Origin of the sequence: uncultured Cellulomonas sp., from assembly GCF_963527515.1 — a bacterium.
Classification (GTDB): Bacteria; Actinomycetota; Actinomycetes; order Actinomycetales; family Cellulomonadaceae; genus Cellulomonas.
Genome location: NZ_CAURTV010000037.1, coordinates 16,485 through 30,048 on the forward strand (window position 1 = coordinate 16,485; position 13,564 = coordinate 30,048).

Sequence of the window (13,564 nt, forward strand, 5' to 3'; positions counted from 1 at the left end):
TTGCGAAGATCCGACGACCCGCCGTGCTCGGCGGCACCCTCCGGCACCCGAGGAGCCCCATGAGTCCCCACCGCCGTCCCGCACCCGCCGACCCGCGCGTCCGGGCGCTCGTCGCGCAGGCCGCGCACCGCGGCCGCCCGGCCCCGGGGAACCTGTCGCGGCGGTCGTTCCTGGTCGCCGCCCTCGGCACCGCCGGAGCGGCCGCGGTCCTCGCCGCGTGCGGGACGGGCTCACCGTCCGCGACCGCCTCCACCGCGAAGGACCTGTCCGACAGCGAGAAGACCGTCCGCTGGGCCAACTGGACGCAGTACCTCGACCAGGACGACGACGGGAAGACGTACCCCTCGCTCGTGGGGTTCGAGGAGCAGACGGGACTGACCGCCACCTACGCCGAGGACATCGACGACAACGACGCGTTCTTCGGCAAGGTGTCCGGGCAGCTGAAGAACGGCCAGGACATCGGCTACGACGTCATCACCCTCACCGACTGGATGGCCGCGCGGCTCATCCGCCTCGGGTACACCCAGCCGCTGGACAAGGCTCGGATGCCCAACGCCGAGAACATCCTGACCAGCCTGGCCAACGTGGACTTCGACCCCGGCCGGACCCAGTCCCTGACGTGGCAGTCGGGCTTCGCCGGCCTGGCGTGGGACAAGGAGAAGGTGCCGGGCGGCCTGCACACGCTCTCGGACCTGTGGGCGCCCGAGCTCGCCGGCCGCGTCGAGGTCCTGTCGGAGATGCGCGACACGGTGGGCCTGATCATGCTCGACCAGGGCGTCGACCCCTCGGGCGACTGGAGCGACGACGACTTCTACACGGCCCTGGAGGTGCTGCGGGAGAAGATCGACTCGGGCCACATCCGGCAGGTCCGTGGCAACGCGTACACGCAGGACCTCGCGTCGGGCGACGCCATCGCGGTCATCGGCTGGTCGGGCGACATCACGTCGCTCAACTACGAGGCCGACGGCAAGTTCGAGTTCGCGATCCCGGAGGCCGGCGGCACGCTCTGGAGCGACAACATGATGGTCCCGGTCGGGTCGCCGCACCTGCGCAACGCGGAGGACCTCATGAACTACTACTACGACCCCGAGGTCGCCGCGCAGGTGGCGGCGTGGGTCAACTACATCACCCCCGTGCAGGGCGCCCAGGAGGCGATGGTCGCCATCGACCCCGAGCTGGCCGAGGACCCGATGATCTTCCCGACGGACGAGATCCTGGCCAAGGTCAGCGTGTTCCGCACCCTCACCCCCGCCGAGGAGGAGCGCTACAACGGCGAGTTCCTCACCGTGATCGGCGCATGACGACGACCGCCTCCGCCTCCCGGGCGGACGCGACGGTCGCGGGGGGTGCCGCGCTCGAGATCGAGGGCGTGACCAAGTCGTTCGGCGCGTTCGTCGCGGTCGACGACCTCACCCTGACGGTCCCGTCCGGGTCGTTCTTCGCCCTGCTCGGCCCGTCCGGGTGCGGCAAGACGACGACGCTGCGGATGGTGGCCGGCCTGGAGCAGCCGTCGGCGGGCACGCTCTCGATCGGGGGCCGCGACGTGACCGGCACCCGGGCGCACCAGCGTCCGGTCAACACCGTCTTCCAGAGCTACGCGCTCTTCCCCCACCTCACGGTCGGCGAGAACGTGGCGTTCGGGCTGCGGCGATCCCGGGCCGACGACATCCCCCGCCGCGTGGCCGACGGCCTGGACCTGGTCGAGCTCGGTCACCTCGCCGACCGCAAGCCGGCTCAGCTCTCGGGCGGTCAGCAGCAGCGGGTGGCCCTGGCCCGCGCCCTGGTGAACCGTCCTGCGCTGCTGCTCCTGGACGAGCCGCTGGGCGCACTGGACCTCAAGCTCCGGCGCCAGATGCAGCTCGAGCTCAAGCGCATCCAGACGGAGGTGGGCCTGACCTTCGTGCACGTCACGCACGACCAGGAGGAGGCCATGACGATGGCCGACACGGTCGCCGTGATGAACCACGGCCGGATCGAGCAGCTGGGCTCGCCGGCGGACCTCTACGAGCTGCCGCAGACCGCGTTCGTGGCCAACTTCCTCGGCCAGTCCAACCTGGTACCCGGCACGGTCACCGAGCGGCTCACGAAGCGTGGCCTGCTCGGTGTGGACGTGCGCGGGACGCGCGTGCTGGTGCCGGTGGAGAGAGCCGTGCGCACCGACGGTGCGGTGCTCGTCGGCGCCCGGCCGGAGAAGATGCGCATGCTCGTCGGCGACCAGGCCCCGGCCCCGGGCGAGAACGTGCTCGGTCCCGGGACGGTCACCGACGTCTCCTTCATGGGCGTGAGCACCCAGTACCAGGTCGACGTGCCCGGGCTGGCCACGTTCGGCGTCTTCGCGCAGAACCTGCTGGGCGGGGCCACCGTCACGGTCGGTACCACCGTGCGGCTGGCCTGGGCGGTCGACTTCACGTTCGGGCTCGACGGCGCGCAGGCTCGCGACGAGGGCACCCTCGACCTGGACGACGAGCCGTGAGCATCACTGCCGCGCTGGGCGGCAGCGGCTCGGCGGGCAGCCCTCCGCCGCCGCGCCGGAGGGCGCAGCGCGCCCACCTGGTCCTGCTCGGTCCCGGGCTGGTCTACCTCGTCCTCTTCTTCGTCGTGCCCGTCGGCGCGCTGCTCATGACCTCGCTGTACGTGCCTGTGCCGGGCGGGGACCTGGGCCAGTACCAGCCCGCGTTCCACTGGCAGAACTACGTCGACGCCCTGAGCCAGTTCTGGCCCGCCGTCCTGCGCTCGTTCTGGTTCGCGATCCTGGCCACGGTCGCCACGCTGGTGATCGGCTATCCCATGGCCTACGCCATCGCGGTGCGCGCGCGGGGACGCAAGCTCCTGCAGGGGCTGCTGCTCGTGCTCGTCGTCGCGCCGTTCTTCACCAGCTTCATCCTGCGCACCATCGCGTGGAAGCAGATCCTCGCCGACGACGCCCTCGTGGTCACCGTCCTGCACGCGCTGCAGCTGCTGCCCGCGGACGAGCGGCTCACCGCGACGCCGTTCGCCGTGGTCAGCGGCCTGACCTACAACTTCCTGCCGTTCATGGTCCTGCCGATCTTCGCCGCGCTGGAGAAGCTCGACCCGCGGCTGCTCGAGGCGGGGGCGGACCTGTACGCGTCCCCGACGACGACGTTCCGCACGGTGACCTGGCCGCTGTCGATGCCGGGCGTGGTGGCCGGCACGCTCCTGGTGTTCATCCCCGCAGCGGGCGACTACGTCAACGCGTCCCTGCTGGGCAACAACACCAACACCGCCATGATCGGCCAGGTCATCGACGCCCGGTTCTTCAAGGTGCTCGACTACCCGACGGCGGCGTCGCTGTCGGTGGTGCTGATGGTGGCGATCCTGGCGCTGGTGGCGGCGTACATCCGTCGCGCCGGGACGGAGGAGCTGCTGTGAGCACACCGGAGGGCGGGGTCGCCCGCAGGCGCGCGATCGGGTGGGCGCTGTGACGGCGGTGCTGGACCGGGCGGGGGAGTCGACCGGCGCCCCGACGCCGACGCGCACGGTCCGCCGTCCGCGCCGCCGGCTCGGCGACATGGTGGTCCCGGTGTTCGCGGCGCTCGCGTTCCTGTACCTGCTGGTCCCGGTCGCCTACACGGTGGTGTTCTCCTTCAACGACGCCGGCAAGACCAACCTCGTGTGGCGCGGCTTCACGCTCGAGAACTGGCAGAACCCGTGCGGGGCGCCGCAGGTGTGCGAGGCGTTCGCCAACTCGCTGCAGGTCGGGGTCGTCTCGACCCTCGTCGCGACGGCCCTCGGCACGCTGGTGGCGATCGCGCTGGTCCGGTTCCGGTTCCGTGGGCGGGCGCTGACCAACCTGCTGATCTTCCTGCCGATGTCCACGCCCGAGGTGGTGCTCGGCGCCGCGCTGCTCGCGCAGTTCCTCACCCTGCGCGTGCCCCTGGGGTTCGGCACGGTGGTCGCCGCACACGTCCTGTTCTGCATCAGCTTCGTGGTCGTCACGGTGAAGGCGCGCGTGTCCGGCCTGGACCCCGCGCTCGAGGAGGCCGCCGCCGACCTGTACGCCTCGCCGTGGCAGGCGTTCTGGCGGGTGACCTTCCCCCTGCTGATCCCGGGGATCGCGGCCGCGGCGCTCCTGGCGTTCAGCCTGAGCTTCGACGACTTCATCGTCACCAGCTTCACGTCGGGCTCGTACACGACGTTCCCGAAGTTCGTCTACGTGAGCGCGACCCGCGGCATCCCGCCGCAGGCCAACGTGATCAGCTCGTTCATGTTCGTGCTGGCCCTCGTCGTGGTCGTCGTGGTCCAGGTGCTCGGCTACGCCCGGAGCAAGCGGCTCCAGGCACGATGAACGAGGTCGGAGGACGTCTCGTGCGGATCTTGGTGGTCGGCAGTGGTGGCGTGGGCGACGCGGTCGCCCGGATCGCGGCGCGTCGGCGGTTCTTCGAGCGGCTCGTGGTGGCTGACGTGGACCTGGCGCGGGCGCAGCGGACCGTCGAGGCGGCGAGCGCGCACGACGTGGTGGGCGGCCGGTTCGCCGCGGCGGTGGTCGACGCGTCGAGTCCGGCGGCCGTCGAGGAGCTGGTGCGCGAGCACCAGGCGACGCACGTGCTCAACGCGGTCGACCCCCGGTTCGTCCTGCCGATCTTCGAGGGCGTGCACGCCGCCGGGGCGCACTACCTCGACATGGCGATGTCCCTGTCCCGGGCGCACCCGGAGCGCCCGTACGAGCTGCCCGGCGTGAAGCTGGGCGACGAGCAGTTCGCCGAGGCCGCGCAGTGGGAGGCGGACGGGCAGCTGGCCCTGGTCGGGATCGGCGTGGAGCCCGGCCTGTCGGACGTGTTCGCGCGGTACGCCGCCGACCACCTGTTCTCCCGCATCGAGGAGCTCGGCGTGCGCGACGGCGCCAACCTCGAGGTGCTCGGCGACGACGGCGAGCCCATCTTCGCGCCCTCGTTCTCCATCTGGACCACCATCGAGGAGTGCCTCAACCCGCCGGTGATCTGGTCGGCGGACCGCGCGGAGGCGGGGTCCGGGCTGGACGACGGATGGTTCACGGTGGCGCCCTTCCACGAGCCCGAGGTCTTCCGGTTCCCGGACCCGATCGGCGACGTCGAGTGCGTGCACGTCGAGCACGAGGAGGTCCTCCTCATGCCCCGGTGGGTGGACGCCCGGAAGGTCACGTTCAAGTACGGGCTGGGCGAGGAGTTCATCGGCGTGCTCCAGACGCTGCACCGCCTCGGCCTGGACCGCACGGAGCCGGTGACCGTGCGCGGGGTGCAGGTCAGCCCGCGCGACGTCGTCGCCGCCGCGCTTCCGGACCCCGCGACGATCGGTCCTCGCATGACCGGCTCGACGTGCGCCGGGCTGCTCGTCACGGGGACCGGCACCGACGGCAAGCCGCGCGAGGTGTACCTCTACCACCTCGTCGACAACGCCTGGTCGATGGCCGAGTACGGCGCCCAGTGCGTGGTCTGGCAGACGGCCGTCAACCCCGTCGTCGCGCTCGAGCTCCTCGCTGCCGGCACCTGGTCGGGCGCGGGGGTGCTCGGCCCGGAGGCGTTCGACGCGGTCCCGTTCCTGGACCTGCTGGCCGCGCCGACGCCCGAGGGGTACGGCTCGTCGTGGGGCCTGGAGGAGCGCGTGCCCTCCTAGAGCGAGCGGATCGCGTCCTCGAGGACGGTCAGCGCCTCGGCCAGCAGGTCGTGCCCGATGACCAGCGGCGGGAGCAGGCGCAGCACGTTGCCCCAGGTGCCGCACGTGAGCACCAGGACGCCCTGCGCAGCGCACGCGGCAGCCACCCGCTGGGCAGCCGCCTTGTCGGGCTCCAGCGTGCCGGGCCGGACCAGCTCGAGCGCGAGCATGGCGCCGCGGCCGCGGACGTCGGCGACCGCGGGGACCTCGTTGCGGAGCACGGTGAGCCGGGGGAGGACCGCCGCCTCGATCGCCCGCGCGGCCCCGGCCAGGTCGTCGCGCTCGTAGATCTCCAGGGACGCGAGGGCCGCCGCGCACGCCAGGGGGTTGCCGCCGAACGTGCCGCCCAGGCCGCCCGCGTGCACCGCGTCGAGCAGCTCGGCCCGGCCTGTGACGGCCCCGAGGGGCAGCCCGCCCGCGATCCCCTTGGCCATGGCGACGAGGTCCGGGACGACCCCCTCGTGCTCCATCGCGAACATCGCGCCCGTGCGGGCGAACCCGGTCTGCACCTCGTCGGCCACGAGCACGATCCCGCGGTCGGCCGCCCACGCCGCGAGCGTCGCCAGGAAGCCGGGAGCCGGGACGACGAAGCCGCCCTCGCCGAGGATCGGCTCGACCACGAGCGCGGCCACCTGGTCGGCGCCCACCTGCCGCTCTGCCACGTCGATCGCGCGCAGCGCCGCCTGCTCGCCGGTCATCCCCGCGGGGTCGCGCAGCGGGTACGACGCGGGCACGCGATAGACCTCGCCGGCGAACGGACCGAACCCGGTCTTGTAGGGCATCGCCCGCGCGGTCATCGCCATCGTGAGGTTGGTGCGCCCGTGGTAGGCGTGGTCGAGCACCAGCACCGCGGGGCGGCCGGTGGCGCGACGGGCGATCTTCACCGCGTTCTCCACGGCCTCGGCGCCGGAGTTCACCAGCACCGACCGCTTGTCGTGGGCGCCCGGCGTCACGCGCGCGAGCCCCTCGCAGACGGCGACGTACTCCTCGTAGGGGCTGATCATGAAGCAGGTGTGCGTGAAGTCCGCCGCCTGCGCAGCGACCGCCGCCGTGACCTCGGGCGCGCTGGCACCGACCGACGTCACCGCGATCCCGGAGCCCAGGTCGATCAGCACGTTGCCGTCGACATCCTCGAGGACCGCACCCGCGGCCCGTGCCACGTAGACCGGCAGGGTCGAGGACACGCCGGCCGCCACCGTGGCCGCGCGGCGCGCACCGAGGGCGACGGAGCGCGGCCCCGGGATCGCGGTGCGCAGGACGCGCCGCTGCTCGAGCGGGGACACGGGGGCGGAAACGGTGGTCATGAGGGGACGCTAGTGCCGATCTCGTGCCCGGGAAAGAACGGCACGACGAAATCCGACGACCGGACCCCGCACTCCTCCGGCCACGCGCCTGGGTGATCCAGGCGCGCGTCCAGGAGGTTCTCAGCGACGGGGGGCAAGATGGGGTCGCGCGGTCGACGGCGGCCCCGCCCTGCCGCGTGCGTGCAGGTTCCTGACGGAGGGGTCGATGGCGTACCTGGTCGCTGTGCTCGTCGTGGTCGTCGTGCTGCTGCTGTCGATCGCGCTGCACGAGGTGGGTCACATGGTGCCCGCCAAGCGCTTCGGCGTGCGCGTGAGCCACTACATGGTCGGCTTCGGTCCGACTCTGTGGTCCCGCACCAAGGGTGAGACCGAGTACGGCCTCAAGGCGATCCCGCTGGGCGGCTACGTGCGGCTCGTCGGCATGTACCCACCCGGACCCGCGGTGGGCAACCCGTCGGCGCGGACGTGGCTCGGCCGGCTGGCTCAGGACGCCCGCCAGGCCAGCGCCGAGGAGATCCGGCCGGGCGAGGACGCCCGCGCCTTCTACCACCTGTCGACGCCGAAGAAGCTGGTCGTGATGCTCGGCGGGCCGGTGATGAACCTGCTCATCGCGTTCGTGCTCATGGCGATCGTGCTGATCGGGTTCGGCCTGCCGCAGACCTCCACGACGCTGACCAGCGTCTCGCAGTGCGTCATCCCCGCGGACGCGGACCAGACGCGCGACTGCCTGCCGTCGGACGTCGCGGCTCCGGCCGCTGCGGCGGGCATCGAGCCGGGCGACACCATCGTCTCGTTCGACGGCACCACGATCACCTCGTGGGACCAGCTCTCGGGCCTGATCCGGGACACCGGCGAGGAGGCCGTGCCGCTCGTCGTCGAGCGCGACGGCGAGCCCGTGGACCTGACCATCACGCCGATCGTCGCCGAGCGCCCGGTGTACGACGAGAACGACGAGCTGGTGCTCGACAGCGCCGGCGACGTCGTCACCGAGCCGGTCGGGTTCCTGGGCATCACGCCGTCGCGCGAGATGGTGCGGCAGTCGCCGCTCAGCGTGCCCGGCGTCGTGGCCGACACCACCTGGCAGACCGTCTCGGTCGTGGCGACGCTGCCCAGCCGCGTGGTCGACCTGGTCCAGTCGCAGGTGAACGGCACCGAGCGGGACATCAACAGCATCGTGGGCGTGGTCGGCATCGGCCGGTTCGCCGGGGAGATCGCCTCCACCGACGGCATCGAGTGGCAGATCAAGGCGGCCTCGCTGCTGCAGATGCTCGCCGCGCTCAACATCGCGCTGTTCGTGTTCAACCTCATCCCGCTGCCGCCGCTCGACGGCGGGCACGTGGTCGCTGCGCTGTGGGAAGGGGTCCGGCGGCAGGTCGCGCGTCTGCGCGGGCTGCCCCGACCGGGTCCCTTCGACTCCGCGAAGCTCGTCCCGCTGGCGTACTCGGTGTTCGTGGTGCTCGGCGCGGTCGGTCTGCTGCTCATCTACGCCGACATCGTCAACCCGGTCCAGCTCTGACCCGTGGGGGCCGTGGGGTGATCTCGTGCACACCGGCCCCTGCGGGACCGGCGCGGCGTGCACCGGGTGCGATGATGACGACGTGAGCATCCCGATCAGCCTCGGCATGCCGGAGGCGCCCCCCTTGGTCCTGGCCCCCCGGCGCAAGACGCGCAAGATCAAGGTCGGCAAGATCGACGTCGGCGGTGACGCGCCGGTCAGCGTGCAGTCGATGTGCACCACCCAGACCACGGACATCAACTCGACCCTGCAGCAGATCGCGGAGCTGACGGCCGCCGGGTGCGACATCGTCCGCGTGGCGGTGCCGACCCAGGACGACGCCGACGCGCTGCCTGCCATCGCGCACAAGTCACAGATCCCCGTGATCGCGGACATCCACTTCCAGCCCAAGTACGTGTTCGCCGCCATCGACGCCGGCTGCGCCGCGGTCCGCGTGAACCCCGGCAACATCCGCAAGTTCGACGACCAGGTCAAGGAGATCGCCCGAGCGGCCACCGACGCCGGCACGTCGATCCGGATCGGCGTCAACGCCGGCTCCCTGGACCCGCGGCTGCTCGCCAAGTACGGGAAGGCCACCCCCGAGGCACTCGTGGAGTCCGCCGTGTGGGAGGCGTCGCTGTTCGAGGAGCACGGGTTCCGCGACTTCAAGATCTCGGTCAAGCACAACGACCCGGTCATCATGGTCCGCGCGTACGAGCTGCTCTCCGAGCGCGGTGACTGGCCCCTGCACCTCGGCGTCACCGAGGCCGGGCCGGCGTTCCAGGGCACCATCAAGTCCGCGACCGCGTTCGGCGCCCTGCTGAGCAAGGGCATCGGCGACACCATCCGCGTGTCCCTGTCCGCGCCTCCCGTCGAGGAGGTCAAGGTCGGCATCCAGATCCTGCAGTCGCTCAACCTGCGTCCGCGCAAGCTCGAGATCGTGTCGTGCCCCTCGTGCGGCCGGGCGCAGGTCGACGTCTACTCGCTGGCCGAGCGCGTGACCGCCGGGCTGGAGGGCATGGAGGTGCCGCTGCGCGTCGCCGTCATGGGCTGCGTCGTCAACGGGCCGGGCGAGGCCCGCGAGGCTGACCTCGGTGTCGCGTCCGGCAACGGCAAGGGCCAGATCTTCGTCCGCGGCCAGGTCATCAAGACCGTCCCCGAGGCGCTCATCGTCGAGACCCTGATCGAGGAGGCCATGCGCCTCGCCGAGAGCATGGACCCCGTCGAGTCCGGCGCCGGTGCGCCGGTGGTCACGGTCCGCTGACGGCGGTGCCCGCACGCCGCGTTCACTCGATCGACATGTCGGACATCGGGTGAAGCGGACCCCCGTGGTGCAGGATCTACCCATGGTGCAACGCCGCGCTGCGCTCGTCGAGGGACGGACCGGGGGCCGGGTCCTCGGCGACGGCGACCTCGCGGGTGCCCTGGCCGTGTGCGCGCGCGACGCGGTCGGCTCCGTGCTCGCGACGGCGCGACTCGAGCAGGCCGTCGGCCGGACGCTCCGCGCCGCCGGGGGCACCCTGTGGGGCTACGAGGAGGACGGCGAGCTCCTGGCCGTCTGCTACGCCGGCGCCAACATGGTCCCCGTCATCCCGGTGGACGACCCGCACGTGGCGCGCCGCGCCCTCGACGCCTTCGCGGGGCTCGCGCGCGGTCAGGGTCGGCGCTGCTCGTCGATCGTCGGCCCGGCCGACGGCGTGCTCGCCCTGTGGAGCCGGCTCCGCACGGTCTGGCCGGCCGCCCGCGAGGTGCGCGACGACCAGCCGTCGATGGTCATCGAGCACGCGCCGCTGGTGACGGCCGACCCGAGGGTGCGCCGGTCGCGACCCGAGGAGTTCGACGTGGTCCTGCCCGCCTGCGTGCGGATGTTCACCGAGGAGGTCGGCTACTCGCCGGTGAGCGGACCCGGCGGGCCGTACGAGACGCGCGTGCACGGCCTGATCGCGCAGGGCCGGTCGTTCGTCCGCATCGACCCGGTCGACTCGCCGGACCGCGCGCACGGGGACGTGGTGTTCAAGGCCGAGCTGGGTGCCGTCGCTGGGGGAGTGGCGCAGGTGCAGGGCGTCTGGGTCCCTCCCCACCGGCGCGGTGAACGGCTCTCCGAGTCCGGGATGGCCGCCGTGGTGCAGATCGCCCGCGGCGAGGTGGCGCCCCTGGTGTCCCTGTACGTGAACAGCTACAACGAGCGCGCGCTGGCGGCGTACCGCGCTGTCGGCTTCCGCCAGGTCGGCACGTACGCGACCGTCCTCTTCTAGCGCAGCAGGCGGGACATTCGCCGGTCCGCCAGCGGCTTCCCGCCCGTCTGGCACGTCGGGCAGTACTGCAGCGAGGAGTCGGCGAACGACACCTCGTGCACGGTGTCGCCGCACGGGACGTCGTTCCAGCCCGGGCACGGCTGACCCGTCCGCCCGTGCACCTTCATCCCGCGGCGCTTGGCGTCCTTGAGCTCGGCGGCCGGCTTCCCGGAGGCGGAGCCGACCGCACCGGTGAGCACCTCCCGGATCGCCTCCCACAGCGTGCGGGTGCGCTCGGCGTCGAACGACCTCGTCATCGCGAACGGGCTCATCCGGGCGGCCAGCAGGATCTCGTCGGAGTAGGCGTTGCCGATGCCGGCGATCGTCCCCTGGTCGCGCAGCAGGCCCTTGACCTGCTGGTTGCGGGCCGCGAGCAGCTCGGCGAGGCGGTCCTCGGTGAACTCGTCGGACAGCGGCTCGACGCCGAGCGTGGCGATCTGCGGGACGTCCGACGGGTCCTCGACCACGTGGACCGCGAGCCGCTTGCGCGTGCCGGCCTCCGTCAGGTCGAACCCGGAGCCGTCGTCGAGCCGGACCCGCAGCGCCAGCGGTGACTTGCCGGGGCGGACCGGGTTGGTCGACAGCTGCTCCGACCAGCGCACCCAGCCGGCTCGCGACAGGTGCCAGATCAGGTGCAGCGGCTCACCGGTGGCGGTCGCGACCATGACGTCCAGCCACTTGCCGTGCCGCTGCACGTCCACGACCGTCCCGCCGACGAGCGCGTCGGGAGGCGGGCGGAAGGTCTTGAGCGCGCTGATGGCGCCGATCGACACCTCGGTGACGGCACGGCCGTCCATCCGCCCACGCAGGAACTGCGCGAGCGCCTCGACCTCGGGCAGCTCCGGCACGGGCACCATCCAACCCCAACTACGCTCCTCCCATGCTGATCCGCCTGTCCCAGCTCTTCTTCCGCACCCTGCGCGAGGACCCGGTCGACGCCGAGGTCGCCAGCCACCGGCTGCTCGTGCGGGCCGGCTACATCCGGCGCGCCGCCCCCGGCATCTACACCTGGCTGCCGCTGGGCCTGCGGGTGCTGGCCAAGGTGGAGCAGGTCGTCCGCGAGGAGATGGCTGCCGCGGGCGCGCAGGAGGTGCACTTCCCGGCGCTGCTGCCCAAGGAGCCCTACGAGGCGACCGGCCGCTGGACCGAGTACGGGCCGAACATCTTCCGGCTCAAGGACCGCAAGGGCGGTGACTACCTGCTCGCGCCGACGCACGAGGAGATGTTCACGCTGCTGGTCAAGGACCTGTACTCGTCGTACAAGGACCTTCCCCTGGCGCTCTACCAGATCCAGACGAAGTACCGCGACGAGGCGCGTCCGCGCGCCGGGCTCATCCGCGGGCGCGAGTTCATCATGAAGGACGCCTACTCGTTCGACGTCGACGACGCGGGCCTGGCGGCCTCCTACCAGCGCCAGCGCGACGCCTACGAGCGGATCTTCGGCCGCCTCGGCCTCGAGTACGTCATCGTCGCCGCGACGTCGGGCGCGATGGGCGGCTCGCGCTCCGAGGAGTTCCTCACGCCGACCGCGATCGGCGAGGACACGTTCGTCCGCTCGCCGGGTGGGTACGCCGCGAACGTCGAGGCGGTCACCACGGTGGTGCCCGACGCGGTCCCGTTCGACGACGCCCCCGCGGCGCACGTCGAGGACACCCCGGACACGCCGACCATCGACACGCTGGTGGCCGTCGCCAACGAGCGGTTCGCGCGCCCCGACCGGCCGTGGACCGCGGCCGACACGCTCAAGAACGTCGTCCTCGCCCTGGTGCACCCGAGCGGCGAGCGCGAGCTGCTGGTCGTCGGGCTGCCCGGCGACCGCGAGGTGGACCTCAAGCGGCTCGAGGCCGCCGTCGCGCCCGCCGAGGTCGAGGCCGCCGGGGACGCCGACTTCGCCGGGCACCCGGAGCTGGTCCGCGGCTACCTCGGGCCCGACGTCCTCGGCCCGAACGTCCCGGTCGCCGACGGGCAGGAGCGCACCGCCATACGGTACCTGCTCGACCCGAGGGTCGTCGTGGGCACCCGCTGGATCACCGGCGCCAACGCGCACGGCAAGCACGTGTTCGACCTGGTGGCCGGCCGGGACTTCACCGCGGACGGCACGGTCGAGGCCGCCGAGGTGCGCGCCGGAGACCCGGCCCCGGACGGCTCCGGCCCGCTGGAGCTCGCGCGCGGCATCGAGATCGGCCACATCTTCGCCCTCGGTCGCAAGTACGCCCAGGCCCTCGGCCTGACCGTGCTGGACCAGAACGGCAAGGCGCAGGTGGTGACGATGGGCTCCTACGGCATCGGTGTCACTCGCGTCCTCGCCGCGCTCGCCGAGGCCAACAACGACGAGCGCGGGCTGGCCTGGCCGGCGGACGTCGCCCCCGCGCACGTGCACGTGGTGGCCACCGGCAAGGACCCCGCCGTGTTCGAGGCGGCCGAGGCGCTCGCCACCGAGCTGTCGTCGCGCGGCGTCGAGGTGCTCTACGACGACCGCCCGGGCAAGGTCTCGCCCGGCGTCAAGTTCGCCGATGCGGAGCTCCTGGGCGTCCCGCTGGTGGTCGTGGTGGGCCGCGGGCTCGCGGAGGGCGTGGTGGAGGTGCGTCCGCGCGTCGGCGGGACCACCGAGCAGGTGCCCGTGGCCGACGCGGCCGACCGCGTCGCGGCGCTCGTCGCGGAGCTGCTCGCGGACTGAGGGACGTGCGTCAGCCGGTGGGCTGCTGCGCGCGCTCCGGCAGGCCCGGGAACGGCACGTGGGTGGCGCCCCAGGCGGCGGCGTCGTCGGTCGCGCGCCGCAGTCCCTGGACGAGCGTGGACCGGCTGCCCGCACCGGCCTGCGC

11 protein-coding genes are annotated in these 13,564 nt (G+C 72.5%); 9 read left to right on the forward strand and 2 right to left on the reverse strand.

Annotation, left to right across the window (positions count from 1 at the left end):
• The first annotated feature begins 59 nt into the window (after window positions 1-59).
• From RYN42_RS10720 to RYN42_RS10740, 5 genes are all read left to right on the forward strand, one after another.
• A complete protein-coding gene (locus RYN42_RS10720) occupies window positions 60-1,301 on the forward strand; it encodes a spermidine/putrescine ABC transporter substrate-binding protein (RefSeq protein WP_315095940.1) in 1,242 nt (413 codons plus the stop codon).
• Window positions 1,298-2,473, forward strand: coding sequence for an ABC transporter ATP-binding protein (locus RYN42_RS10725; protein WP_315095942.1), 1,176 nt, complete (start codon window positions 1,298-1,300; stop codon window positions 2,471-2,473). The genes RYN42_RS10720 and RYN42_RS10725 overlap by 4 nt, the downstream gene beginning before the upstream one ends.
• On the forward strand, window positions 2,470-3,390 hold the full coding sequence (locus RYN42_RS10730) for an ABC transporter permease (RefSeq protein ID WP_315095943.1): 921 nt from the start codon (window positions 2,470-2,472) through the stop codon (window positions 3,388-3,390). Before RYN42_RS10725 ends, RYN42_RS10730 begins: the two co-directional genes overlap by 4 nt.
• A 139-nt stretch (window positions 3,391-3,529) precedes the next feature.
• Window positions 3,530-4,306, forward strand: coding sequence for an ABC transporter permease (locus RYN42_RS10735; protein WP_315095963.1), 777 nt, complete (start codon window positions 3,530-3,532; stop codon window positions 4,304-4,306).
• Window positions 4,307-4,326: 20 nt separating this feature from the next.
• Window positions 4,327-5,610 (forward strand): saccharopine dehydrogenase C-terminal domain-containing protein, encoded by a 1,284-nt coding sequence (locus RYN42_RS10740; protein WP_315095945.1) that lies wholly within the window; start codon window positions 4,327-4,329, stop codon window positions 5,608-5,610.
• On the opposite strand, the gene gabT is transcribed toward RYN42_RS10740, so the two are convergent.
• Entirely contained in the window at window positions 5,607-6,953 is a 1,347-nt protein-coding gene (gene gabT / locus RYN42_RS10745) for a 4-aminobutyrate--2-oxoglutarate transaminase (protein WP_315095946.1), read from the reverse strand. The genes RYN42_RS10740 and gabT overlap by 4 nt on opposite strands.
• A 205-nt stretch (window positions 6,954-7,158) precedes the next feature.
• Here gabT and RYN42_RS10750 point away from each other — a divergent pair, with 205 nt between their 5' ends.
• From RYN42_RS10750 to RYN42_RS10760, 3 genes are all read left to right on the forward strand, one after another.
• Complete coding sequence (locus RYN42_RS10750) at window positions 7,159-8,469, forward strand: site-2 protease family protein (RefSeq protein WP_315095948.1); 1,311 nt, start codon at window positions 7,159-7,161, stop codon at window positions 8,467-8,469.
• An 82-nt stretch (window positions 8,470-8,551) separates the two neighbouring features.
• Window positions 8,552-9,712: a flavodoxin-dependent (E)-4-hydroxy-3-methylbut-2-enyl-diphosphate synthase gene (gene ispG / locus RYN42_RS10755; RefSeq protein ID WP_315095950.1), complete on the forward strand. Its 1,161-nt coding sequence runs from the start codon at window positions 8,552-8,554 to the stop codon at window positions 9,710-9,712.
• Between the two features lie 82 nt (window positions 9,713-9,794).
• A complete protein-coding gene (locus RYN42_RS10760; RefSeq protein WP_315095952.1) occupies window positions 9,795-10,703 on the forward strand; it encodes a GNAT family N-acetyltransferase in 909 nt (302 codons plus the stop codon).
• On the opposite strand, the gene RYN42_RS10765 is transcribed toward RYN42_RS10760, so the two are convergent.
• Entirely contained in the window at window positions 10,700-11,590 is an 891-nt protein-coding gene (locus tag RYN42_RS10765) for a DNA-formamidopyrimidine glycosylase family protein (protein WP_315095955.1), read from the reverse strand. The two genes, RYN42_RS10760 and RYN42_RS10765, sit on opposite strands and share 4 nt — an antisense overlap.
• Window positions 11,591-11,622: 32 nt before the next feature.
• Between RYN42_RS10765 and RYN42_RS10770 the strand changes: the two genes are divergently transcribed.
• The gene (locus RYN42_RS10770; RefSeq protein WP_315095957.1) at window positions 11,623-13,419 is read left to right on the forward strand and encodes a proline--tRNA ligase; all 1,797 of its coding nucleotides are present in this window, start codon (window positions 11,623-11,625) and stop codon (window positions 13,417-13,419) included.
• Window positions 13,420-13,564: the final 145 nt, after the last annotated feature.

What these genes read in the sequence shown, in the direction of transcription:
- RYN42_RS10760 (WP_315095952.1), top strand. Translation starts at nt 9,795, where the DNA reads ATGGTGCAACGCCGCGCTGCGCTCGTCGAGGGACGGACCGGGGGCCGG.
- RYN42_RS10735 (WP_315095963.1), top strand. Translation starts at nt 3,530, where the DNA reads ATGGTGGTCCCGGTGTTCGCGGCGCTCGCGTTCCTGTACCTGCTGGTC.
- RYN42_RS10750 (WP_315095948.1), top strand. Translation starts at nt 7,159, where the DNA reads ATGGCGTACCTGGTCGCTGTGCTCGTCGTGGTCGTCGTGCTGCTGCTG.
- RYN42_RS10725 (WP_315095942.1), top strand. Translation starts at nt 1,298, where the DNA reads ATGACGACGACCGCCTCCGCCTCCCGGGCGGACGCGACGGTCGCGGGG.
- RYN42_RS10720 (WP_315095940.1), top strand. Translation starts at nt 60, where the DNA reads ATGAGTCCCCACCGCCGTCCCGCACCCGCCGACCCGCGCGTCCGGGCG.
- gabT (WP_315095946.1), bottom strand. Translation starts at nt 6,953, where the DNA reads ATGACCACCGTTTCCGCCCCCGTGTCCCCGCTCGAGCAGCGGCGCGTC.
- RYN42_RS10770 (WP_315095957.1), top strand. Translation starts at nt 11,623, where the DNA reads ATGCTGATCCGCCTGTCCCAGCTCTTCTTCCGCACCCTGCGCGAGGAC.